Below are 22244 nucleotides of genomic sequence, written 5' to 3'. Positions count from 1 at the left end.
GTGGGGAAAAGGTAGATTGAGTGCTTTATAACAAAAGTGTTATTTTAATCGAAAAGAGGAATGAGAGATGAACGGATTTGAATTTCGTACATGGGATAAAAAAGCAAAGGTGATGGAGCAATACCATTACCTGCAGCTTTCACCAAATGGCCAATTGTACCACGATGGAATGAATGTTACTGATAACTATGAAATTATGCAATACACAGGATTAAATGATGCGTACGAAAAGAAAATATTTGAAGGAGATATTGTTTATCAAGAATTTTATGATCGTATATCAGAAAAACATGGATTTACAGGAGTAGTTAAACAGATGGAAGGCGCTTGGTGGATTTGTAATGGAGTGGATCACGCTGAATTGCTGTGGAGCGAAGTAAATCTGAATCATGTAAAAGGTAATATCTATGAGAACTTAGAGCTGTTAGAAAACTGGACAAAATAGTTATTTGGGAGAAAAGGGGGAATGGGAATGGCTCTGAGTCTTCAATGTGAAATGTGTTCATTCAAATTCAAAATAGGTCAATTTTCTAGTGTTCCAGATATCGCATACTGTCCACATTGCGGAGATAGTTTCCTCGAATATTATCCGAAACAAGAAGGTGTCCAGTATCAACATAGGGAGAAGAATTTCTTTTATCACCACAAAAAAACCGGGAATGTATGGAATGTATTGATCCAGGAAGATGAATCTAAGAAAGAATTTTTTGTCGATGTTCAGGGGCCGGAAACAGACAGAGAAGCATTTGAGGCTGTTAAGGAATTTTTAAAAGCGAAAAAGATGTATCTGCCTTGTACAGTGGTAGATATCCGATGTATAGGGGTAGGGATTGATAAAAAGTTGTAGTTAAACAAAAACGCTATTTTATTAGAAAAGGAGAATAAAAATGAGAGAAATTAAGTTTCGTGCGTGGGATACAGAAAAACAATTTATGTTCACTCCTACCCAAGTTGAAATAACACAAGGTGAAAATTTTGCTAAATGGGATAAATGGCGTCCTATGGCATGGCGAGATGAGTTGCCCGAAGAAGGTTCAGGTGGTATCGGTCGAGCATTAGGTGATGAATGCGAATTAATGCAATACACAGGTTTGAAAGATAAGAACGGTAAGGACATTTATGAAGGGGATATCGTAAGGATTTTTGTTCCTCATGATCCAGAAGAAAAAGAATACGTTTCTAAGGTTTATGAATTAGATGGAGCTTTTGCTGTTGATATGGTTGGATATGACATGTATATGGATGTACATTGTATCGGGTGGATTCCTGGAGGTTATGAATTAGAAGTGATAGGTAACATTTATGAAAGTCTAGATCTAATAAAAAACTAAACAAAAACTTCATTTTAGTAGAAAGCGAGGTGGTGATATGAGTCTTACTTTTATAGACTTATTCGCCGGGATTGGCGGATTTAGATTAGGAATGGAACGAGCGGGTCATAAATGTATAGGTTATGTAGAGTGGGACAAATTCGCTAGAAAATCGTACGAGTCAATCCATAACACTGAAGGAGAGTGGACAGTAAATGACATTAACGATGTTAACCCAGGAGAAATCCCAGCAGCTGACGTTTGGTGTTTTGGATTTCCTTGCACCGATATATCAATCGCAGGACCACAAAAAGGATTGTCCGGAGCAAGATCAGGATTATTTTATAAAACGATTGAACTCCTCAAAAGCCAAAAAGAAAAAGATAAACCTAAATACCTTTTCATTGAAAACGTTAAAAACTTGTTTTCAGTTAATGGAGGATGGGACTTTGCCAGAATTCTCATTAGCCTGGACGAAGCAGGGTACGATGCAGAATGGCAATTGCTCAATTCTAAAGACTTCGGAGTCCCACAAAACAGAGAAAGAGTCTTTATTATTGGACATTCTCGAAACAAATGTGGACGAGAAGTATTTCCTATCGGAGGAAACAACAAAGAGATTGATAATGTACCCGGACAACAAATTTACGCCAATACACTCACAGCAAGATACGGATCAGCATTGGGATCAGGAGCGTATATTCTTGAACGTGAACAGCATTAAGAAACCGAAAGTATTGGTGAAGGAAGCTACAAAGCAAGGATATGCAGTAGCGGAAGTAGGAGACAGCATTAATTTTTCGGTCCCGAACTCAAAAACGAGAAGGGGAAGAGTTGGAAAACAAATCGCGCAAACATTAGATACGGCATGCAATCAGGCAACGTTGCTAAACGATTATCGAATCAGAAAACTAACACCAAGAGAATGTTGGAGACTCCAGGGATTTCCGGATTGGGCTTTTGATAAAGCACAGGAAGTAAACTCAGATTCTCAGCTTTATAAACAATCTGGAAACTCAGTGACCGAGACAGTCATTCATGAGATAGCAAAGAAATTAGTATAAAAATTTCATTTTGTAGAAAAGGGGAATGGATATGAGTAAAGTTAAAGATTTTACAGGCAAGGTTGGAACTGAGTTTATGAGTTTCTTAATTGAAGGTGATAAATTGCATAGTGCCTACTATTCAAAAGTGGAGGTCATTATGGAAGATGGTACAAAGAAGATGATCTGCATTAAGGATGATACAGCATTGAAAGGGATAGCTGAAGGACAGACAAGAGCGGAAGCAATTAAGAAAGCGAAAGCATTTTTAAAGAGACAGGAAGAAAAACAAAGAGCAGCTAGCAAAAGCTAACTGCTCATCTCCAAGGGGGAACAAGGAGAAAGTAACTTAATGGGTTGTCTACAGTATTGACGGAATATTGAGTTTTATTCAGGGGAGGAAGAATAAATGGAAGAAAAAACAGAACCGAAAATGGTATCTATGGCATGTTACGGGTGGAACAAAGAAAAACAATGTGTAGAGTTCCAACTGTTAATAAACGAAGAGATATTTGTAATGCCAGTGTATAAGAAGGATGTAAGAGGCATGGAACAATTTTTTCTGGTTAATGAAAATAACTGAACAAAATAATCCTTTTAATAGAGAGCGAGGAATAACAATGGGATTAGGAAATCGTGGAATGGCATTTGAGATGCTTATCAATTTAGCGAATGAAATGTATCAAAGAGGTGGATTGGCGCTTATAAACAAGCGTCCGACTCCAGTGAAGGTGTTAAAGAGTAAGAATGGCCGTGTGTTGAATGGATTCTATGAAGCTAAAAGTACAGTAGATTATGACGGTGTGTATAAGGGACGAGCTATTGCATTTGAAGCGAAATCTACAGAGAATCCTGGGCGATTTGATTTAAAGAACATTGCACAGCACCAATTGGATTATCTGGAGAAAGCAGAGAAGATGGGAGCGATATGTTTCTTCCTAATTGAGTTTAGCAAGGACAAGTCAATATTCGTTGTACCATTATCGGTCATTCAATCTTATGTAAGGATGTCTCATCAACCGAAGGGCAAGAAGTCTATACCAAGAGCAGACTTTGATATTTACGGGTACTTAGTAGAACAGACAGAACGAGCGTTAGTTGATTACTTACAATACGTTGATGAAGCAGTAGTGCCAGTTATGTTTGGTGGAATGATTCAATTTGATCAGGACCATAAGAAAGTATCGAATAACATTGAAGCAGCAAAAGAGAAGATGGCTAACAAGAATCGTAAATTATTAAAAGCTTAATGGAGGGGAAGAGATGGGAAGAGGATTTAATTTAGTAAATGAAGTGGCACAAAGTGTTTGGTTAGGAAAGAGAGTTTCGTTTGAATTAGATGGCGAAGTATTCTATGGAAAAGTCAACTTGTTTACAAAAGATGGAGTAGAGATTAAATGGGAAGGTCCATGTCCGAGTGATGGGAAATTAGGTGGTATAGCAGTTTATGCAAATGTAGGAGTTACATTATCGCAATTAACTATATTAGAAGGTTAATGGATAACGGAACCATGCAGAGTGGATGGTGGGGGCTACTCGCTATGCATGTTTCCCTTATTCAACAAAGAGATAGTAAAATTTCACGTACCTTACGTGATGTTAAAAAGACAAATTTAGAAATAGGGGGATTCCTTCATGGAGAGACAATTAACATTATTACCAGCTGTAGATGATAAGAAAGTACAAAAGGAAGTAGTAAGCGTATTAAAGGAGTACAGAGCACTCAAGATGCGATTTAGTAATGATGTGGAGCAGGAAGGAATTAGTTTGTTCCCTGAGTTACGTGATTCAAGGAATACGAGTAAATGGAAGGTGCAGCAGGTAGAGAAGGCACTTAACAATTTATTAGATGAGGATGAGCGTAAAATTGTTGAGCGCAAGTTTCTAACTAATGAGAGAGTAAAAGATTCAGATGTTTATCATGATCTACTACTCAAGAAGACATATTTCTATGAGAAGAAGCAGAGTGCGGTTAAATTGATTGCTACAGCACTTGGAATCATTTAAAAATAGCGAACAAAACGCGAACTTTTTGGGGGACTAAATAAAATGCTAAAAATTATAAATTATATGTACAAGCCCTTTGACAACCGCATATCGAAGAGGATTAGTACACCTATAAGTGAAACGTTCTTATGCGAGAATGTCACGGTAACGTATACCGCATAGCAGGGCGGGCAAGGCGGTACGAACCCGCGTTAAGACGAAAAGACCAATGAATGTATAACAATGACATATTCCAGTGTGGCGGGTGTGAGATAACTCGCATTCGTCATGCTGTTTCTATTGTATTTATCAATCAGCTCGGAATGCGTCCTCTGGGTTGATAATAAATATAAATCTATTTCTCTCTAATATGTCGGCTCTTGAAAATGGAATGGGGGTGGTTGCTCATGATTGAGTGACACTTGCATTCTAAAAAGCTAAAAAGTATACGTATCTCGTACATTAGTAATTACTCACGATTCTTATTGATGACCAAAACGAGGGCAAAGAGTTCCACTCTTTGTTTGAGCCAATACAGCGGAAACATTCCCCTTCCGTCCCTCTAGTGTATTGGTTCAAACAAGGCGTCGGAAGAAACATATACGTCTTGGATATAATAATTCCAGCTATATAAATGACTTGGTCAGCTAAGGCCCTGCGACAGCTGATGTATTGACCAGCTCCACGGAGCATAAACGAGAAGATTCCTAGTCTTCTCCCAGCCACCGAACGTAAAGCGCGTAGCTAATAAGAGCTAAAAAATTACATGATGCGGTGGCTTGGAGAAGGTTGAGAGTACTCAGCCTTGATCTAAGAGAAACTTTGCCATTTGTTTTCTCTCTTCCATCCCCTGGAAAGAAAGCTGTCACTTCGGTGATGGCTTTTTTGTTATAATTAATGTAAAAGGGATGGTGATTATAGTGAAGTTAATTGAAGAGAAATTTACACATTCGTATAACGCCGGCGCAAATGCGATAGCTATTGATGCGGATGATAAGAAGATTAAACAATATATATTAGAACATGCTAATTTGCATTATCTTGGGACTGGACTAGGTGATCCAGGGTGTAATTGTGAAGATGGTGATTTTGAACAATACGAGATGTTGAGTATTCGAAATGAAGTCACGCCAGACGATATATTAAATGACGAATGGATTACAGTAACTGTAGATGAAGAATTATATGCAGTACATGAACCATTTTTAGATATTATATATGATAGTAATATTGAATTACTTAAAGAAGAAATAGAAGAAAACTATGATGATTTTGTGGGGTTCACTGTTGTTCGTTGTCCTAAGTGTAAAACGTGGGCAGTATGTGATTGAATGTAAATATTTAAGTTTAAGCATCCGAAATGGGTGCTTTTTTCTTTGTTATATAGAAATTACACATTAAACGTAATGCGGTGGTGGAATAGGTAGACACATGATGATGCGGATTTTGTGGGAATCGGTCTGGAGGTAGGTTGGTATAACGACTTTCTATGTAAGGTGCAAATCCTTACCCGCATATTAGGACAAAATGGACATTTGGTTAGGAGGATGAATGGTGGAAGTAAAAACGATAACAACTATTACTTATGATCCAACAGATAACATAGAACAAGCGACGTTTATGGAATGTAAAAATACATTATTGAATACTGGTTTTAAATTATTAGATGTGAGCAAACCGGCATTAGGTAATGAAATAGAAGTTACTTTTAAAATGGTAATCAGCGAATGATTAAACCAACAGCAATTATCGTAGGCGCTACCGTGATCTGGGTGGCGTCTTGATTGTTGTTAAGGAAAGATAAGGGGTGAGGGAATGCATGTCGTTATCGTTTGTTCTAGTAGGGGATTATCAATCGGGACATTAGTAGAAGAAATTCGGGAAGAGTTCAATAATGCGATGGAATTCGATGAAATGATTAAATACGAAGATATTGACGATTATGAAGAAGAAAAGCTGGAGTACCCGCGACATGAAGTCAAGGTAATACGGTCACAAGTGATAATTAGTAAACCGAAGCACATAAGAGCTAGGACTACTTGTTAGGCTAACAAAACAAACGAACACAACGAATGAAAATAGAGGAGGGGGAAAATGGACTTAGAGTTATTTAAAGAACAGGTTAATAAGAGAATGAGAGAAAAACATTTGGGAATGCCACTTGATAAAGACGGATGGATAACTGTTATGTATGAATGCCTTGCTGTTTATAACGAGAATCACGAAAAGGAAATATGTAAGTCTGTTGCAAAAGAGATGAGAACCTCACAAAAGTATAGGTAGTTAACTAGGTGAAGTTTATGCAGGAAATAACGGTGATTAGGTGCTGAAAACCCGCTAAACTACGCTATGTATAAAATCATGCATAAATAATTGGGATGATATGTTACAGGAAGTGAGTGTTATCAGTGATTTCCCATAATATCAACTTTTAACAACTGCCTATAACAATAATTATGTAAACTAGAAAGAAAACATTGTGTATGAAATATTAATTTCCCTGCATAAATTAGTTTTCGTTATGGATTTTTAAAAATATAATTCTTTTTGTGTTATTATGGAAGAAAAGGGGATGAAAGAATGAAACAAAGCGCATTTACTGAAGAGTACTTTCGCTTTTGCGAAAATGTTTATCGTCATGAAGACCATCATAATATCATCGTTTTAGCTAACCACAATTTCAAACGTGATATTCACAATGATGAATCTTTGCAAAAAAATTTCAGAATGGTTTCAGACAGTGAGAAAGGTATTGCCAATATGATTTATGACCATCAAATTATATTCACTCCAGATGTGGAAAGGTATGAATTTGTAAACTGTGGATACGACAATAATGTAGAAAAATCATTAAAACCATTTCTTAATAAAGAGAGAAATAGAATCACGAATAATACTTTTAACGGAACCGACTCATAAGAGACGGTTTTTTATTTTACAAAGGAGTGATAAAATGCTTTATTTCTTATTGTATATAGCGATTGGTATGGTGTTTGTATCAACTGGAGCATACGGACCATTACGAAAGTTAGTTAAAGAGAGTGACGGGAAAACAGAAGAAGAAAGAGCAATGGTTGCAATACAGTTTCTTTTGACATTGTTATTTGTAGCTATCATCTGTCCTTTCTGGCCAGTGCTATTAACATTTAAAATCATTGGTTTTTTCAAGAAGGAAAAGAAAGAAGTGAAGGTTGACGCTTAAAGGTGTTAGCCTTTTAATTCTATATAAGAGCATATCGTGAGGTGGTGGTCGTGGCACGACAACGTAGCCCGGACAGAGAAAAAGCATTTAAAATATATAAAGCGAGTAAAGGTGAGAAACTGCTAATTGATATTGCAGCGGAGTTAAATCTCAAACCTTCGCAAATCAGAAAGTGGAAATCGCAAGATAAATGGGATGAAAAAATGAATGGTAACGTTACTATTGCGAAAAGGAGCGTTACTAATGTTAAAAATCCTAAAACGAAAGAAAAACTAAAAGAGATTTTAGAAGATGAAGAGCTGACCGAAAAGGAACGGCTCTTTTGTTTGTATTACGTGAAATACTTTAATGGTACGCAAGCTGCACTGAAGGCTGGTTACTCCAAAGACGGCGCTCATGTACAGGCTAGTCGGTTGCTAAGACGTGAACGAGTTTATTCCTATATAAAAGAGCTTAAAGGTGAGTTAGTTGAAAATGTATTTGTAGAAGCATTGGATGTGCTGAAAGAGTACATTAAGATTGCTTTTGCAGATATTACTAATTACCTTAATTTTGGGCAGAGAGAGATTACTATTCAGGATGATGAAGGCAATGAGGTAACGAGGGTAGTTAACTTCGTAGACTTGTATGAAGCTGATATGGTTGACGGTTCTATAATTACTGAAGTGAAGCAAGGTAAAGATGGCGTGTCAGTTAAACTCGCTGACAAGATGAAGGCTCTGGATAAATTAGCGCAGTACTTTGACTTAGTGCCAGATACATTTAAGGACCAAATTGAAGCAGAGCGACACCGAATGCAACAAGAAATGCAGAAGGTACAGATCGAGAAAGTCAAAGCTGATACTGAATTTGCTAAATTACGTGCTAAGAAATTACGTGGCCAAACGAAAGATACTTCATTGTTAGATGCATTAATAGAAGGGCGTAAACAATATGAGCAAAACAGCGATTAAGTTTTCACCCAAACAATTAGAAGCTATTTATCGCCCTTATAATTACACGTTTGATGTACTGGAAGGGACGCCACGTAGCGGTAAAACAACAGCAGGCCATTTCCGGTATGCTGATTATTTGTCGTGGACAAGAGATACCAATCATTTGATTGTCGCTTATAACCAGGAACAAGCGCAGCGCTTATTTATAGATGGTGATGGCACTGGATTACAACACATATTCGGCGATCTTGCTGAGATTAAACATAATGAATTAGGATCGAATTTAGAAATACACACGCCAAACGGAATTAAACGTGTCTTTTATAAAGGGGGCGGCAAAAGTAACAGTGTCGGCGCTATAACGGGTATGTCGCTAGGTAGCGTAGTATTCTGCGAGATTAATTTATTAAACATGGGTATGATTCAAGAGTGTTTCCGCCGTACCTTTGCAGCACAGGACCGTTACCATTTAGCGGATTTAAACCCTCCTGCTCCTAACCATCCTGTTATATCGGAAGTATTTGATGTTCAAAACACGCGTTGGACGCATTGGACACCTAATGATAATCCAATATTATCAGAGCAACGTAAGCAGGAAATATTTGATGTACTTTCAAAGAATCCGTATCTATTAGAACGAGACTGGTACGGAAAACGTGTAATGCCACAGGGCGTTATCTATGGAATGTTTAACATGGATAAGAATGTTGAACATGCGGTACTCGGCGATCGTTATGAAATGTTCTTTACGGCTGATGGTGGGCAATCAGATGCCACAAGCTGTAGCTGTAATATTGTAACTCGTTTTAAAGATAAATTCAGATTGATGCGTGTCGCTCACTACTATCACAGTGGAGCAGAGACAGGACAAGTAAAAGCGATGTCTATATACGCAAAAGAACTCAAAGTATTTATAGAATGGTGCGTAAGACGATTCCAAATGCGCTATACAGAAGTATTTGTTGATCCTGCGTGTAAGTCATTAAGAGAAGAACTTCACTTATTAGGGATTAATACGACAGGTGCAGATAACAATGCGCATGATGTCAGTAGCTCTGCTAAAGGAATGGAAGTTGGTATCGAAAGACTTCAGAACTTAATGACGAATGAGCAGTTTTACATTGTCGAGTGCGACGAATACGATCATTACCATTTCTTAAAAGAAATCGGTATGTATGTACGGCAAGATAACGGTTCTCCGATAGATGCATACAATCACAGCTTGGATGAAGCACGCTATTCAGGAAATTACTTCTATAACAACTATGTAAAGTAGGTGATAAATAGTGTTTACATGGTTAATCAACAAAGGGAAGGAGTTGCTCTACAAAATGGGCATAATTTCCGGTATTAAGAAAGTAACTGACAATCGAAAGATTACCATTAATGAAGAATCATACAAGCAGATAGATGTTTGGAAGGCTATCTATAGCGGTCATTTCAGCGAATGGCACGACCTTAAATATCAAACAGTAGAAGGTCAGAAGCAACGCCGTATGGCATCGTTGAACATGGCAAAAGTGGTCACTCAAGAAATGTCTTCTCTTATTTTCAATGAGAAATGTTCTATTAATATATCGGATGAAGTGTTGTTTGATAATATCAAGAACGTTTTAGATGATAATAACTTCTACAGAGAATTTCAGCGATACCTTGAATACATGTTATCGCTCGGCGGTATGGTAATTAAGGTGTATTACAATCAAGGGATTAAATTATCGTTCGTTACTGCAGATTGTTTTGTCCCTGTATCATGGGATAACAATAAAGTAACAGAAGGTGTGTTTATTAATGAGTCTACAAAGGCTGGAAAATATTACACACTTTTAGAATGGCATTTAATCGAACGAACAAACGAAGGTCCGCAGCACGTAATTAAAAACGAACTGTATGTAAGCCGTAATAAAGGCGAATTAGGTGTGAGAACAGGATTAAAAGAACTATATGAGAACTTAGAAGATGAGGTAAGAATTAAGAACTTATCGCGCCCTACATTCGTATACTTCAAGCCTAATACAGCAAATAATCTTGACTTGTATTCTCCCCTTGGGATTTCGATGTATGGGAACTCTTTAGATGTTCTTAAATCACTTGATATCGCGTTCGACAGTTTCCAAAGAGAATTCGTGTTAGGAAAGAAGCGTATTATAGTACCTGCTTCTGCTATCAAACATGTTGTTGATCCAATCTCTGGCATGTCACATCGTTACTTTGATAGTTCTGATGAAGTGTATGAGGCTATGAAGATGGAGGGAGACCAACGAATACAAGATATCTCGGTAACATTGCGAGTGGAAGAGCATACAGCGGCTATTAACGCGAAATTAAATTACCTATCAATGCAAACAGGATTCTCTACAGGTGCATTTAGCTTTGATGGTCAAGGGGTTAAAACAGCTACTGAAGTTGTTAGTGAAAACTCTAAGACATTCAAAACAAAACAATCTCACGAAACGATATTAGAAGATTGTATCAGGGATTTAGTTGACGTTATTGTTGATATTGCTGCTTTATACGGAACATTTAGCACTACTGAAGATTATGAAGTAACAGTGACGTTCGACGATTCTATTGCAGAAGATCAGACGGCTGAAATTAATAAGCAAGTTACGCTTGTTATGAATGGTTTAACAACTAAGAAGTTAGCCATTATGAAGATTCATGGTGTTTCTGAAGAAGAAGCAGAGAGAATCGTACAAGAAATTCAAAATGAAAATAAAATGGTTATGCCTGAAGGAGTGGATTTCTTCGGTATGAACAACAAACAACAGAATAATAGTCCAGGAGATGAAGGGTAATGGCACTCCCTCCTGAGAAGTTACAGCAACTCTCTATGTTTGTAGTAGACATCTACAATGCAATTGAAGAAGAGTTGCTTTTAAACATGGCCAGAATGCTCAAGTATGATAGGGAATTGCTACTTACTGCTGAGAACTTCGAGCAATACCAACATTGGCGCATAGTTCAGCTAAATAAACTAGGTAAGTTGAATCAGCAACAAATGGATACAATCTCACGTCATAGCAGTAAAACGGCTGAAGAAGTGCGGAAGATGTTAGAAGGTGCTGGATTTACAGCAGTGGAACAACATGAACCGTTATATCAGGAAGCAGTACAAGCAGGAAGTTTAGCTGCTGCTCCTGCAATGCATACGAGCGCCGCACTAATTGGTATTTTGAATACTTACGAGCAACAGGCATTAGATACGCTGAACCTTGTAAATACAACGATGCTGAAACAATCACAACAGGTTTATCTGGATGTTTTAAACAAGACGGTAGGTAAACTGTTAGGTGGTGTCATAACGCCACAACAAGCACTCAGACAGACGGTTTCCGAGTGGTCGCAACGTGGAATCCCTGCTTTGATTGATAAGGCTGGGAGAAGATGGGGAGTAGAAGGATACGTTAGTATGTGTGCTCGGTCTACAAGTCAAAATGTCGCTAACGGCATGCAGGACGAGAGAATGAAGGAGTATGACGTTGACTTATGCGAAGTATCTAGCTATCCAGGAGCGCGTCCGAAATGTTTTGAAGATCAAGGCAAGATTTACAGTTTGAGTAGCAAACACCCTAAGTATAAGCCTTTGAGTAGTACGAGTTATGGCGAACCTGATGGACTATTCGGGATAAATTGCTCGCATATTCGCTATCCGTACATTGAGGGGCTATCTACTCAACGATACTTTCCTCATGAGGATATAGAAGAGAATCGTAAAATTTACAAGCAAAGCCAACAACAAAGAGCGATAGAAAGACGTATTAGGAAAGCTAAAAGAGAAGTTCGCGTCATGGAAGCACTAGGAGATCAAGAAGGTGCAAACAACGCTAAAAACAAGGTCTCGCAACAGCAATCAGTGATGAGGGATTTCATTAAAAATACTAAGAGAACAAGAAGGTACGACCGAGAAAAACTGTACTAAATTTGGTATAATATAGGTATAGGCTAGGTCGGCCAACCGAAAAGGAAGTACCCGCTTCCCTGCCTGTTATAACTATAACGGGTCAACTGTGGGAGGTTGAAATATGAAAAAGGTACTAGATTTACAAGGGAAGAAATTTGGTAAATTAACTGTACTAGAAAGAGTCGAGAATCAATCTAATTGTAGTGCATGGAAGTGTGAATGTGAGTGCGGTGCAGTTAAGGTTGTAATCGGTAAAAATCTTGCTTACGGAAAGACAAAAACATGCGGAAAGTGTAGAACGAAGCATGGTCATCAAAGAGATGGTAAAACCACCAGTGAGTATAACTCGTGGCACCAAATGAAACAAAGGTGTCTTAATCCTAATGATAAGAGATACCATGATTATGGTGGCAGAGGAATTACTATTTGCGAAAGATGGGAACAGTTCGAAGATTTCCTTGATGATATGGGTTTAAAACCTAGCAAAGATCATTCAATAGAAAGAATTGATAATAATAAAGGTTATTCACCAGATAATTGCGTTTGGGCGGATAGAAAATCGCAACAACGTAACACACGAGTTTCTAAGAATAACAAATTAGGAGTTAAAGGTGTTACTTATGATAAAAGTAGAGATAAATATACAGCTCAATTATATGCAGATGGTAAAAGAGTTTTAATGAAACGCTTCGACACATTAGAAGAAGCGATACAAGCAAGAAAAAAAGCTGAAGAAGAATTTTGGAAGTCCTCATAACGAGGGCTTTTTCTTTTGCTAAAAACATTGTATAGGAGGAATGAATATGAATTTTGGACAAGCGTTTGAAGAAGTGAAAAAGGGTAAAGGAATGAGATTGCCACAATGGAGTGAAGATGTGGTAATCCGTGCGCAGTTTCCTGATGAACATAGTAAAATGACAGCACCTTACTTGTATGTAGAGAGTCGTTTCGGAAGGGTTCCATGGAAAGAGACAATGATCGAGTTATTCACTGAAAACTGGGAGGTTGTTGAATAATGAAAAATACGATTACTCAGGAAGATATTAATTGTATTTTAGAACGAACACAGTTCACAGTTGAAGAGTTTCATGGTAAATGCACGGTTGTTGTTGCTAAATTACCAAACGGATTCATTTTAACAGAGTCAAGTGCATGTGTTGATCCAGTTAATTATGATGTGAATATCGGTACTGAAATCTGTAAGAATCGTATCGTTAATAGAATTTGGGAATTAGAGGGATATCGCTTACAATGTGAAGTTTCGAAAGGGGCTAATTAATATGAAAAACAATTATCGCTTACGTTTAACAAATATGCAGTATTTTAATGATCTAACACCACCTGCACCGGAAGGAGGTGACCCAAGTGTAACACCGCCAGTAAATCCAGTTACTCCACCTGCTACACCGCCAGAAGTAACACCACCTGCTCCTGTGACATTTACACAAGAACAGTTGGATGCAGCAAAAGCGGAGCAACAAGAAGCACTTTTAAAACAATTAGGAGTAGAAAACGTTGATCAATTGACGCAGACACTTACTGATTGGAAAGCGCACCAAGAAACACTTAAAACTGATCAGGAGAAGCAGCAAGAGCAGCTTACTAACTATCAGAACCAGGTGAAAGAGCAAGAAGGCGCGTTGTTTAATCTTCAAGCTGAAAACGCTGCGATTAAAGCAGGTATCACAGAAGAGAAGAATTTAAACGCAGTTATTACTCTGGCTAAAACAAAGGTTAATGATGATGTAGATATTACGAAAGCTATTGAAATGGTAGTTGAAGAGTTTCCGCATTTTAAAGGTGTAGTGGAAGAACCACCTGCTAACTCAGTTAAAAAGCCCACATTTTCAAATGGCCAACATCAACAAACTACAATGACAGAATCTGAAAAATGGGCTGCAGCATTCGGAATTAAACAACAATAAGTTTTAACGAGTCATCTTTTATAGATGGCTATTTATTTTGCCAAAAATCATTTAAAACAAGGAGAGATTTATTAATGGCTAACTTAAATTACGCTACACAGTATCAAAAAGTACTTGTTCAAAAATTCGCGCAAGGTTTATCTTTCGGAGCGTTATACAATACACCTAATAACGCGATTGTAAAATGGACTGGAGCAAAAACAATCCAAATCCCACGAATTAAAGTAGGTGGATACACTGATGTTAACCGTGATGTTGTTGGTAACACTACTCGTCGTGTCGATAACTCATTCGAACCAAAGACTTTAGGTCATGACCGTGAATTCCGTACTTTAGTAGATCCAGTTGATGTTGACGAAACAAACATGGCTTTAACGATTGCTAACATTACACGCGTCTTCAACGACGAAGAAGCAACACCAGAGCATGACAAGTATATGGCTTCTAAATTATACGCCGAATTCACTGGAGCAGGTAAAACAGCAGATGTAACTGTCCTTGATCCTACAAGCTTCCTTGGTGTATTCGATCAAATGATGTTAGAAATGGATGAAGCAGAAGTTCCGCAAACTGGACGTATTCTTTACATTACGCCAGCAGTTAAAAAGATTGTTAAAGCTGCTAAAGATTTACAACGTCAACTTGATGTTTCTGGAACTGGAGAAAAAGCAATTAACCGTGGCGTATACTCTTTAGATGATGTTGAAATCGTGACTGTACCATCTACACGCATGAAAACTGCTTACAACTTTACAAATGGCGCTGTACCTGATGCAACTGCAAAACAAATCAACATGATCTTAATTCATCCGCTTTCTATGGTATCTCCACAACAATATGAATTTGTAAGCTTAGATCAACCAAGCGCGACAACAGGTGGAAAATACCTTTACTACGAGCGCAAGTACTGGGATGTATTTATCTTAGGTGCTAAAGTAGACGGCGTTAAATTCAATATTACTTCTGCATAAGAGAGGCTTTTATAGCTTCTCTTTTTATTAGGAAAGGAATGGTGGTTACATGAGTAACACGGTAAAAGTAAAACGATTGAATAAAGTCCTTAATATCGAAAAAGATTTTTTAGCAACCTACCTTAATGACGGTTACGACCAAATTAATGATGAAGGTAAAATTATCAAACGCGCTACTGGGGGACGTAACATTTCTGTAGCAGAGCACAACAAAGCGCTCGACAAAATCGAAGAACTAGAGGCAGAATTAGCTGATTTAAAAGCACCGAAAAAGTCTGCTGCTAAGTAGGTGATCGTATGGCATATATAGATGCTGATTACTACAATAACGAATACAAAGGTATTCCGGTATCGGATGCGTTGCTATTAGATAGGTTGATAAATCGCGCTAGTGACCAAATCGACCACGTTATAAATTACAAATTGGAAGGTGTTGACTTTGATAAGTTGGCACCTTTTATTAAGAAACAGGTCAAGAAAGCTACTGCTGCTCAAGTTGAGTTTTTAGCAATCAATGGTGAAACTTCTGCAACAGTTAGTGAAGGTAGTGGTGGTTTTGATGTCGGTTCTTATTCTGAGAATGGAATGAGCGCAGGAGCAGACGATGCGCCTAGTTTCTATGCTCAGTATGCAATTTCAGTCCCTAAATTCTTAAGTCAAACTGGATTACTGTATGCAGGGTTGTGTGTGCATGGCTAAACCAATCAGGCGCTCATTACTAATCCATACAATTCAGTATTTGGAGTATAAAGGTGAAGATGACACTTGGGGTGGTAGTGATAACTACAAACCCGCTGTAACGATTGAAAGGGTTCGAATTGAGCCTAAGAAAACAGTTGTACTGAACGGGAATGGTGATAGCGTTGTAATGCAAACACTGTTATTTCATGATGCGGTACATTCAACGTCAGTAACTTTTAAAGAGAAATCTAAAGTTATATTTAACGGGAAGGAAATGACCGTTAGCAAAGTCAATGACTTTTACGATAGAAGCAGTCTTCATCATGTGGAGGTGCTTTTAATATGATTCGAGTGAACATTCGAGTTGATGCGCCTGCTATTGAAGGGAAAGTGACGGAAGCTACTCAGAAAGCGCAATTTGCACTAGATCAACAGGTGCTCAAAGATAGCAACTTCTACATCCCGAAAGATACAGGTGAGGTAGAGAGGTCGGGCATTAGATTCAGTAGACCAGGAGATGGACATATTGAATGGAATACTCCTTATGCTCGGAGAATCTACTATAATCCTCAATATAATTTCTCTACAGATGTCAATCCTAATGCCAGAGGTTTATGGTTCGAGGAAGCAAAGGCTAGACATGTTATGGATTGGGCTAGAATCGTAGAAAACGAGATAAAACGGAATTTATAGGAGGACAAATATGATATGGCTAATTGAATCGGTTAAGAAGCATTTAACTGCTACTTTACCAACAGGCATCCTATTTGCTCCTATAAAAGCTGATTTATTGGATGTAGGAGTAAATGATGCACCACGGAAAAGTATTGCTATCCGAATGATTCCATCAGCACCAGGCGAGCAATATTTCGAAGGTGAAATCATCAATAAGCAAATTCAAATACTCGCCAAAAGCAGTAACCAACTGGAAGCAAACAATACGATAGAATTTATCACAAGAGAACTAAATAACGTTCATAGGCGTGTTTTTCACGCTTTGGATGGCTCCTATACACTAAGAAGATTAAATGTGTATGTGGAGCCTAATTTTGTTGAGAAGACAGCAGCAAATGAATGGATATATACCGCACTATTTAGTGTGGAATTAGAATTAGGAGGTTAATATATGTCATTTTTACTGAACTATGGTTATAAATTTGAAATCGACGTAACTCCAGGTGGGCAAACACCTACAAAGGCGGTCATTGCAAAAGGCATTACGTCTGTAGATCCTGACAATAACGAAGAAACAGAAGAAACGTACTACTACGATGGTGGTGGTTCTGCGGAACGTGACGTTACAGGCGGTATGCTTGGTTATGGATTTGAAGGACATCGCTTCTATGGAGATAAAGCGCAAGATTATATCTTTAGTTTGCTGAATAAGTTTGGACCTGATCGTAAGACAACATTCACAGTAACAGAACCGAATGGTGACAAATGGGAAGGTAAAGCAACAATTTCTGAAATTAAAGCACCAGGTGGCGATGCGAATAGTAAGGGTGAGATTGAATTCACTATCTCATTCGATGGGAAGCCAACATTCACAGAAACGCCTGTAACACCTTAAGAAAGAGTCGTTAATACGGCTCTTTTTCTATTACCGATAAAGGAGAAATGAACATGACACAACAATTTAAGTTTGAATTTGAAAAGACGTATAAAGAGGTAGATATCGCAGGAGAACTTCATAGAGTAGATTTTAATGATGATTCAATATTAAAATACGGAAAAGCTTTCAAAAGGTTTGATGAGGATTCCAAAAAGATTACAGGATTAATTCAAAACTTTGAAACTGCTACAGATGAAGAAATTGAACAACTGTCAGTTCAACAGAAAGAATTAGTAAAAGGGATTGTTGAGACTTTCTTAGGTGAAGGGACTTTTTCCTCTCTTTATGAAAAAGCGGGCAGATCTTCTGCGAATTTAATGGGGCTAGTTCATTATTTAAATGAAATTTATCTAGAAGAAAGTCAGAAGAAAACAGATGAAACTCGTAATAAGTATCTAAGTAACGCGAAGAAATAATGTTTAAATTAACCGAACGTGAATATGACTTTTATACATGGAATGGCGTTCGTTTAGAGTTGAACTTAGCCTTTGATAACATTCTTTTGCTATTCGATTTATTTGAAGATGAAAGCATTAATGAGTATCTGAAAACGGACATTGCATTGAATATGCTAGTTGTAGATAAGGTGGACATAAATCAGTTGGATGTAGAACGTAAATCAATGTTGTTGCTAGACATCTTAAAAGATAGATTAGATATCGATTTGCGATCATTAATGAAAAAGAAAATAGAAGAGAAAGAAGAGGAAAAGGCGCCGACCATCCCTACTGTAGATTTTGTAGTGGATGCAGAACGGATTTTTTCCTCTTTTTTGTTCGACTACAATGTTGATCTAATTGAACAGCAAGGAAAAATGCAATGGAATAAGTTCATGGCTCTCTTCCGTAACCTTTCTAGCAAATCCCCAATGGGACAAGCGCTTCATTATCGAACATGTGATATTCCGCCAAAAGATAAAACTAATGCTGAGGAACGGAAACGTATCAAGAAAATGAAAGAACTATACGAGCTTCCGAAAGCAAAAGCTATTAGAGAACAACAGGAATTCATAGCATTCCAGAAAAGAATGGATGCGCAAAAAGATAAGGCGAAAGGTAGGTGAGATAATTGGCAGATGGTCGCGTTGAGATAGATACCAGGTTAGAGACGGGTAATATACGTCGTGATGTACAACGGGTAAATAATGAGTTAAGTCATATTGGTGATGGCGTTGCGGATGCAGCCCGAGGGTTAACTGATGAAGTGGGCGCTCGTTATGATAGTTTAGGTCGTCGTATTCGTTACGCTTATAGAGGTACATCTGAAGAAGCGAGACGAATGTACAGTGAAATGAGAAGCGCTCACTACCAGCAAGCAATCGCTATGCGCGGGGTAAAAGACCAAATGATCGGTGCTCAATACCAATATTTTAAGTTGGCGCAAGCATCCAAGAATTATACAGGAACAACCAGAGAGTTCATGTCAGAGGTCCAGAAAGCAGGGAAAGCTCAAAAAGCAGCAGCAGACGCAGTTATAAATGCAAATAGGTTGGCTATGATGGGGATGTTGCAGACAATCGGTTATATGCAGAATATGACTACTCAAGCAACACGTATACGTGAAAATTACGCCAGGATGGCAAATCCTCTATATACAATAAATAGTGCTGGGTTACGTGCTGCGGATGCTTTGAACAGAATGGCTAACGCTGGTAACGCTTCAGTATTGGCGTTGAAAATGTTAGGTCCAACTGCGAGTATGAAGGATCTAAAAAACATGACTATGATGATTACGCAAGGTTTAATGAGATTCCAAATGGTAGCATTAGCAGCTGCAGCTACAAGTGCCATTTTATATACTGCATTATTTAAAGCAGCAAAAGGACCTGATCCATCCGAGATATATAAACAACAGACGGAAGCATTGACTGCTTATAGAGATGCAGTACAACAAAGAACAACAGAGATCATGAATGCTTGGAATTTGTTCGAAGAAGTACAAATGAAAAAGACAAGCGGAAAGAAACTAATGCAGAACCTTGAGGAACAGGTAGGTATATTAGGCAGGTGGAAAGACAATCTCGCTAATATAGCGCAAAGGGCAGGTTCAGAATTCGCCAATTATCTTGCGCAAATGGGACCTCAATCAGCTGAAGAAGTAAAAGCTATATCTAAAATGACTGATCCTGAGTTACAAAAGTACGTTGGACTATGGCGAGAAAAAATGAGATTAGCTAAAGAGCAGGCGACTACGGAATTGCAAGGGTTAAAAGAAGAGACTGACAAGAAAATAAAAGAGCTCCAAGACTCATTAACTCCCCTTGGTTTGGCTTGGGAGAGAATGAAAGGCGCCTTTGTGACAGCGATTCAGCCTATGGTCGATGCTTTCGGCATGCTAATGACTCCTATAGTTAATTTTGCGACTAAATTTTTCGAATTAGTGACTGCATTTAACCAAGCTCACCCGACAATTGCATTGATAATTCAAGCAATAATGATGCTTGTGCCTGCTTTAACTTTATTGTTATCTCCCTTAGCTATAGGTATAGGGTTATTTAATGGAATGCTTGCAGCATGGAATTCTATTTGGATGTTAATTGGTCCATTAATTACTGGTTTAGCTGCAATGAGCGCCACTGTATGGGTGGTAGCGGCTGCAATCGTCGGTCTAGTTGCAGGGATTACTTATTTATGGAATACAAGTGAAGGGTTCAGGAACGCTGTTATTACTGGATGGCAGATGATACAAGCTACTGCTATGACGGTATGGAATTTTATCCTTAATGGAATACTTATTCCGATTTGGACAGCCATGACCACGTATTTTCAACAAATTTTATTACAAATCCAAACTTGGTGGACTGAAAACGGAACGATGATCATGCAAGCGGCACAAAACGTGTGGAATTTTGTACTTTCCGTAATACAAACAGTGATGCCGATTATAGTTTCGATAATGCAAGTGTTATGGCCGATTATAAAAGAAATAGTGATTGGAACCTGGGAAGCTATTAAAAATGTGATAAACGGAGCCCTAAATATTATTCTAGGAATTGTGAATTTTTTCTCCGCTTTATTCACTGGAAATTGGTCGAAAATGTGGGACGCGGTAAAACAAATTTGGAACGGAGCGCTTGAGTTGCTTTGGGGATGGCTGCAACTTTGGGGAGCAGGACGAATCCTCAAATGGCTTGGTAAATTCGCCGGAGATATAGTAAAGCCCTTCGTAAAATTCTGGGGGGATATTAAAAAAGTTTGGAATGATGCCTTAGCGGAACTGTATGTGTTTTTTGGTTCAAAACTAGAAGCAGTAAGTTCCTATATCAGTAGTTGGGGCGGTATGGCTAAAAATACATTTAATGAGATTTGGAGTTCAATAGTTAACGGTGTATCCTCTAAGCTAGAAGGAGTAGTTACGGGGGTAGAAATGATTTTAAATAAAGTGGTCAGCTTTATAACGGGATTAGGCGACACATTCTTCAATGCAGGTCGTGGATTAATAGAAATGATGGCAAAAGGGATTAAAAGCGCAGCGAGTTGGGTTACTGATGAAGTTAGTAAACTGGCGCAAAAAGCACGTGACTTCCTGCCTTTCTCTCCAGCGAAAACAGGACCATTAAGTGACTTAGATCATCTAGATTTTGGTGGTCCGATCTCTGACAGTATTAAACTAGCATTTCCACAAGTAAAAGGATTGTTAGGAAATTTGCTTACTACACCTGATATTCAAACGCAGTCAGTCGAAACAATGCTAGGGAAAATCGTTAACACTCCATCAAGTGGCGGAGGTAATACCTACAATTTTGATCGCATGTTTGAAGGTGCTACATTTAGTATTCGTGAAGAAGCTGACATTCAGAAACTAGCAGTAGAATTAGGTAAATATGTAAAAGCATCAAGCAGAAGGGTGGGAGAATTGTGAGTTTAACAATAGACGGTAAACATATTAGCGAACTCAATTTGCAACTTTTAAGAGATCACCAGAACCCTGCTGCTCCCTCTACCCGCGATAACGTCATGACGATACCAGGAATGCATGGAGCTTATGATTTCGGAGCTTCATTAGGAGTGAAGGAATTCCTCTTACCTGTCCACTTAAAATTGAAAAATGAATACGAAACATTATCTTCAGCCATCAGAAAAGTGATGGCTGTTTTTATTGATCCATACGGTAAACCAAAGACAGTAAAGTTAATCTTCGATTACGAGCCGGATAAATACTACATGGTTCGGTATAGCGGTAATATACCAATTAACCGACTCTTTAGTATGGGTAAGTTTGAATTGCCGTTAACGGCGTATGATCCGCATGCTTACTCAATTATAGAGAGTACAGATGATGTGTATTGGGGAGATAATGTACCATTTTTATCAGATATACCTCTTGAAATAGGTGCATCTAAATATGTTATTGCAACTCCTCAAACATTAAATATAGATAATTTCGGTTCCCAAGTTGTACGCCCTATTGTAGAAATAACAGGAAGTGCTACTTCATTAACTCTCACTGTACAAGGCGAGAGTTTTTCTTTAGGAACTTTTACAAACTCTACGTTACTAATCGATGCAGAACGTTATGCAGCTATTAAAAACGGCCAAAGCTTCTTGTTCCAACTGCAAGGAAACTTAGAAAAATTAGAATTAATGCCAGGCACTAATGCAATTAATGTAGGCGGTTCGAACCTAAATATCAACATTGCATTCAAGTACCGCGCTAAATATGTATAAGGGTGGTG

33 protein-coding genes and 1 pseudogene are annotated in these 22244 nt (G+C 38.1%); all 34 read left to right on the top strand.

What is annotated here, in order from left to right; translation table 11 throughout:
* Positions 1-67 precede the first annotated feature (67 nt).
* The 34 genes and pseudogenes from IBT51_RS25355 (at position 68) to IBT51_RS25185 (ending at position 22236) form a co-directional block, all read left to right on the top strand.
* Positions 68-445 carry a YopX family protein gene (locus tag IBT51_RS25355; RefSeq protein WP_200458815.1) on the top strand — a complete coding sequence of 126 codons (378 nt, stop codon included), beginning with the start codon at positions 68-70 and terminating at the stop codon, positions 443-445.
* A 27-nt stretch (positions 446-472) separates the two neighbouring features.
* Positions 473-847 (top strand): hypothetical protein, encoded by a 375-nt coding sequence (locus tag IBT51_RS25350; RefSeq protein ID WP_001218512.1) that lies wholly within the window; start codon positions 473-475, stop codon positions 845-847.
* A gap of 40 nt (positions 848-887) precedes the next feature.
* Complete coding sequence (locus tag IBT51_RS25345; RefSeq protein WP_088022674.1) at positions 888-1331, top strand: YopX family protein; 444 nt, start codon at positions 888-890, stop codon at positions 1329-1331.
* Positions 1332-1368: 37 nt separating this feature from the next.
* Positions 1369-2374, top strand: a pseudogene (locus IBT51_RS27150) (DNA cytosine methyltransferase).
* 25 nt (positions 2375-2399) lie between these two features.
* A complete protein-coding gene (locus IBT51_RS25330) occupies positions 2400-2666 on the top strand; it encodes a hypothetical protein (RefSeq protein WP_098782222.1) in 267 nt (88 codons plus the stop codon).
* Between the two features lie 96 nt (positions 2667-2762).
* On the top strand, positions 2763-2936 hold the full coding sequence (locus tag IBT51_RS25325; protein WP_176281422.1) for a hypothetical protein: 174 nt from the start codon (positions 2763-2765) through the stop codon (positions 2934-2936).
* A 37-nt stretch (positions 2937-2973) separates the two neighbouring features.
* On the top strand, positions 2974-3603 hold the full coding sequence (locus IBT51_RS25320) for a Holliday junction resolvase RecU (protein ID WP_200458816.1): 630 nt from the start codon (positions 2974-2976) through the stop codon (positions 3601-3603).
* 13 nt (positions 3604-3616) lie between these two features.
* A complete protein-coding gene (locus IBT51_RS25315) occupies positions 3617-3850 on the top strand; it encodes a hypothetical protein (protein WP_200458817.1) in 234 nt (77 codons plus the stop codon).
* Between the two features lie 138 nt (positions 3851-3988).
* Positions 3989-4360, top strand: coding sequence for an ArpU family phage packaging/lysis transcriptional regulator (locus tag IBT51_RS25310; RefSeq protein ID WP_061457990.1), 372 nt, complete (start codon positions 3989-3991; stop codon positions 4358-4360).
* An 899-nt stretch (positions 4361-5259) separates the two neighbouring features.
* Positions 5260-5670, top strand: a complete 411-nt coding sequence (locus IBT51_RS25305) for a hypothetical protein (protein WP_200458818.1) — start codon at positions 5260-5262, stop codon at positions 5668-5670.
* 220 nt (positions 5671-5890) lie between these two features.
* Positions 5891-6070: a hypothetical protein gene (locus IBT51_RS25300; RefSeq protein WP_234465824.1), complete on the top strand. Its 180-nt coding sequence runs from the start codon at positions 5891-5893 to the stop codon at positions 6068-6070.
* A gap of 84 nt (positions 6071-6154) precedes the next feature.
* Positions 6155-6385, top strand: coding sequence for a hypothetical protein (locus IBT51_RS25295; protein ID WP_200458820.1), 231 nt, complete (start codon positions 6155-6157; stop codon positions 6383-6385).
* Between the two features lie 48 nt (positions 6386-6433).
* Positions 6434-6622 carry a hypothetical protein gene (locus IBT51_RS25290; RefSeq protein ID WP_200458821.1) on the top strand — a complete coding sequence of 63 codons (189 nt, stop codon included), beginning with the start codon at positions 6434-6436 and terminating at the stop codon, positions 6620-6622.
* A gap of 297 nt (positions 6623-6919) precedes the next feature.
* Positions 6920-7258, top strand: coding sequence for a hypothetical protein (locus tag IBT51_RS25285; protein WP_200458822.1), 339 nt, complete (start codon positions 6920-6922; stop codon positions 7256-7258).
* A 34-nt stretch (positions 7259-7292) separates the two neighbouring features.
* A complete protein-coding gene (locus IBT51_RS25280; RefSeq protein WP_200458823.1) occupies positions 7293-7541 on the top strand; it encodes a hypothetical protein in 249 nt (82 codons plus the stop codon).
* A 50-nt stretch (positions 7542-7591) separates the two neighbouring features.
* On the top strand, positions 7592-8494 hold the full coding sequence (locus tag IBT51_RS25275; RefSeq protein ID WP_200458824.1) for a terminase small subunit: 903 nt from the start codon (positions 7592-7594) through the stop codon (positions 8492-8494).
* Complete coding sequence (locus IBT51_RS25270; protein WP_200458825.1) at positions 8475-9752, top strand: PBSX family phage terminase large subunit; 1278 nt, start codon at positions 8475-8477, stop codon at positions 9750-9752. Before IBT51_RS25275 ends, IBT51_RS25270 begins: the two co-directional genes overlap by 20 nt.
* 55 nt (positions 9753-9807) lie before the next feature.
* Positions 9808-11274: a phage portal protein gene (locus IBT51_RS25265; protein WP_234465823.1), complete on the top strand. Its 1467-nt coding sequence runs from the start codon at positions 9808-9810 to the stop codon at positions 11272-11274.
* Positions 11274-12398 carry a phage minor capsid protein gene (locus IBT51_RS25260; RefSeq protein WP_200458827.1) on the top strand — a complete coding sequence of 375 codons (1125 nt, stop codon included), beginning with the start codon at positions 11274-11276 and terminating at the stop codon, positions 12396-12398. Before IBT51_RS25265 ends, IBT51_RS25260 begins: the two co-directional genes overlap by 1 nt.
* Positions 12399-12501: 103 nt before the next feature.
* Entirely contained in the window at positions 12502-13137 is a 636-nt protein-coding gene (locus IBT51_RS25255) for an AP2 domain-containing protein (protein WP_200458828.1), read from the top strand.
* 46 nt (positions 13138-13183) lie between these two features.
* On the top strand, positions 13184-13396 hold the full coding sequence (locus IBT51_RS25250) for a Thoeris anti-defense Tad2 family protein (RefSeq protein WP_200458829.1): 213 nt from the start codon (positions 13184-13186) through the stop codon (positions 13394-13396).
* Complete coding sequence (locus IBT51_RS25245; RefSeq protein ID WP_200458830.1) at positions 13396-13659, top strand: Gp49 family protein; 264 nt, start codon at positions 13396-13398, stop codon at positions 13657-13659. The genes IBT51_RS25250 and IBT51_RS25245 overlap by 1 nt, the downstream gene beginning before the upstream one ends.
* A gap of 1 nt (position 13660) precedes the next feature.
* Positions 13661-14305, top strand: a complete 645-nt coding sequence (locus IBT51_RS25240) for a hypothetical protein (RefSeq protein WP_200458831.1) — start codon at positions 13661-13663, stop codon at positions 14303-14305.
* 74 nt (positions 14306-14379) lie between these two features.
* Entirely contained in the window at positions 14380-15276 is an 897-nt protein-coding gene (locus IBT51_RS25235) for a hypothetical protein (RefSeq protein ID WP_061685227.1), read from the top strand.
* A gap of 49 nt (positions 15277-15325) precedes the next feature.
* On the top strand, positions 15326-15565 hold the full coding sequence (locus IBT51_RS25230; RefSeq protein WP_061685226.1) for a hypothetical protein: 240 nt from the start codon (positions 15326-15328) through the stop codon (positions 15563-15565).
* An 8-nt stretch (positions 15566-15573) separates the two neighbouring features.
* Complete coding sequence (locus tag IBT51_RS25225) at positions 15574-15975, top strand: head-tail connector protein (RefSeq protein WP_200458832.1); 402 nt, start codon at positions 15574-15576, stop codon at positions 15973-15975.
* The gene (locus IBT51_RS25220) at positions 15968-16303 is read left to right on the top strand and encodes a putative minor capsid protein (RefSeq protein ID WP_200458833.1); all 336 of its coding nucleotides are present in this window, start codon (positions 15968-15970) and stop codon (positions 16301-16303) included. The genes IBT51_RS25225 and IBT51_RS25220 overlap by 8 nt, the downstream gene beginning before the upstream one ends.
* Positions 16300-16650 carry a minor capsid protein gene (locus IBT51_RS25215; protein ID WP_200458834.1) on the top strand — a complete coding sequence of 117 codons (351 nt, stop codon included), beginning with the start codon at positions 16300-16302 and terminating at the stop codon, positions 16648-16650. Before IBT51_RS25220 ends, IBT51_RS25215 begins: the two co-directional genes overlap by 4 nt.
* Before the next feature lie 10 nt (positions 16651-16660).
* On the top strand, positions 16661-17080 hold the full coding sequence (locus IBT51_RS25210; RefSeq protein WP_200458835.1) for a phage tail terminator protein: 420 nt from the start codon (positions 16661-16663) through the stop codon (positions 17078-17080).
* A gap of 3 nt (positions 17081-17083) precedes the next feature.
* Entirely contained in the window at positions 17084-17527 is a 444-nt protein-coding gene (locus IBT51_RS25205) for a phage tail tube protein (RefSeq protein ID WP_200458836.1), read from the top strand.
* Between the two features lie 47 nt (positions 17528-17574).
* On the top strand, positions 17575-17985 hold the full coding sequence (locus IBT51_RS25200; protein ID WP_481748739.1) for a hypothetical protein: 411 nt from the start codon (positions 17575-17577) through the stop codon (positions 17983-17985).
* On the top strand, positions 17985-18632 hold the full coding sequence (locus IBT51_RS25195; protein WP_200458838.1) for a Gp15 family bacteriophage protein: 648 nt from the start codon (positions 17985-17987) through the stop codon (positions 18630-18632). The genes IBT51_RS25200 and IBT51_RS25195 overlap by 1 nt, the downstream gene beginning before the upstream one ends.
* A 5-nt stretch (positions 18633-18637) precedes the next feature.
* Entirely contained in the window at positions 18638-21430 is a 2793-nt protein-coding gene (locus IBT51_RS25190; protein WP_200458839.1) for a phage tail protein, read from the top strand.
* A complete protein-coding gene (locus IBT51_RS25185; protein ID WP_200458840.1) occupies positions 21427-22236 on the top strand; it encodes a distal tail protein Dit in 810 nt (269 codons plus the stop codon). The genes IBT51_RS25190 and IBT51_RS25185 overlap by 4 nt, the downstream gene beginning before the upstream one ends.
* Positions 22237-22244: the final 8 nt, after the last annotated feature.

It is taken from the genome of Bacillus sp. S71 (genome assembly GCF_016625265.1).
In the GTDB taxonomy this organism is placed as follows: domain Bacteria; phylum Bacillota; class Bacilli; order Bacillales; family Bacillaceae_G; genus Bacillus_A; species Bacillus_A cereus.
The sequence above is the reverse complement of the archived record's forward strand: the minus strand, read 5'-3'. Positions and strand labels throughout refer to the sequence as shown.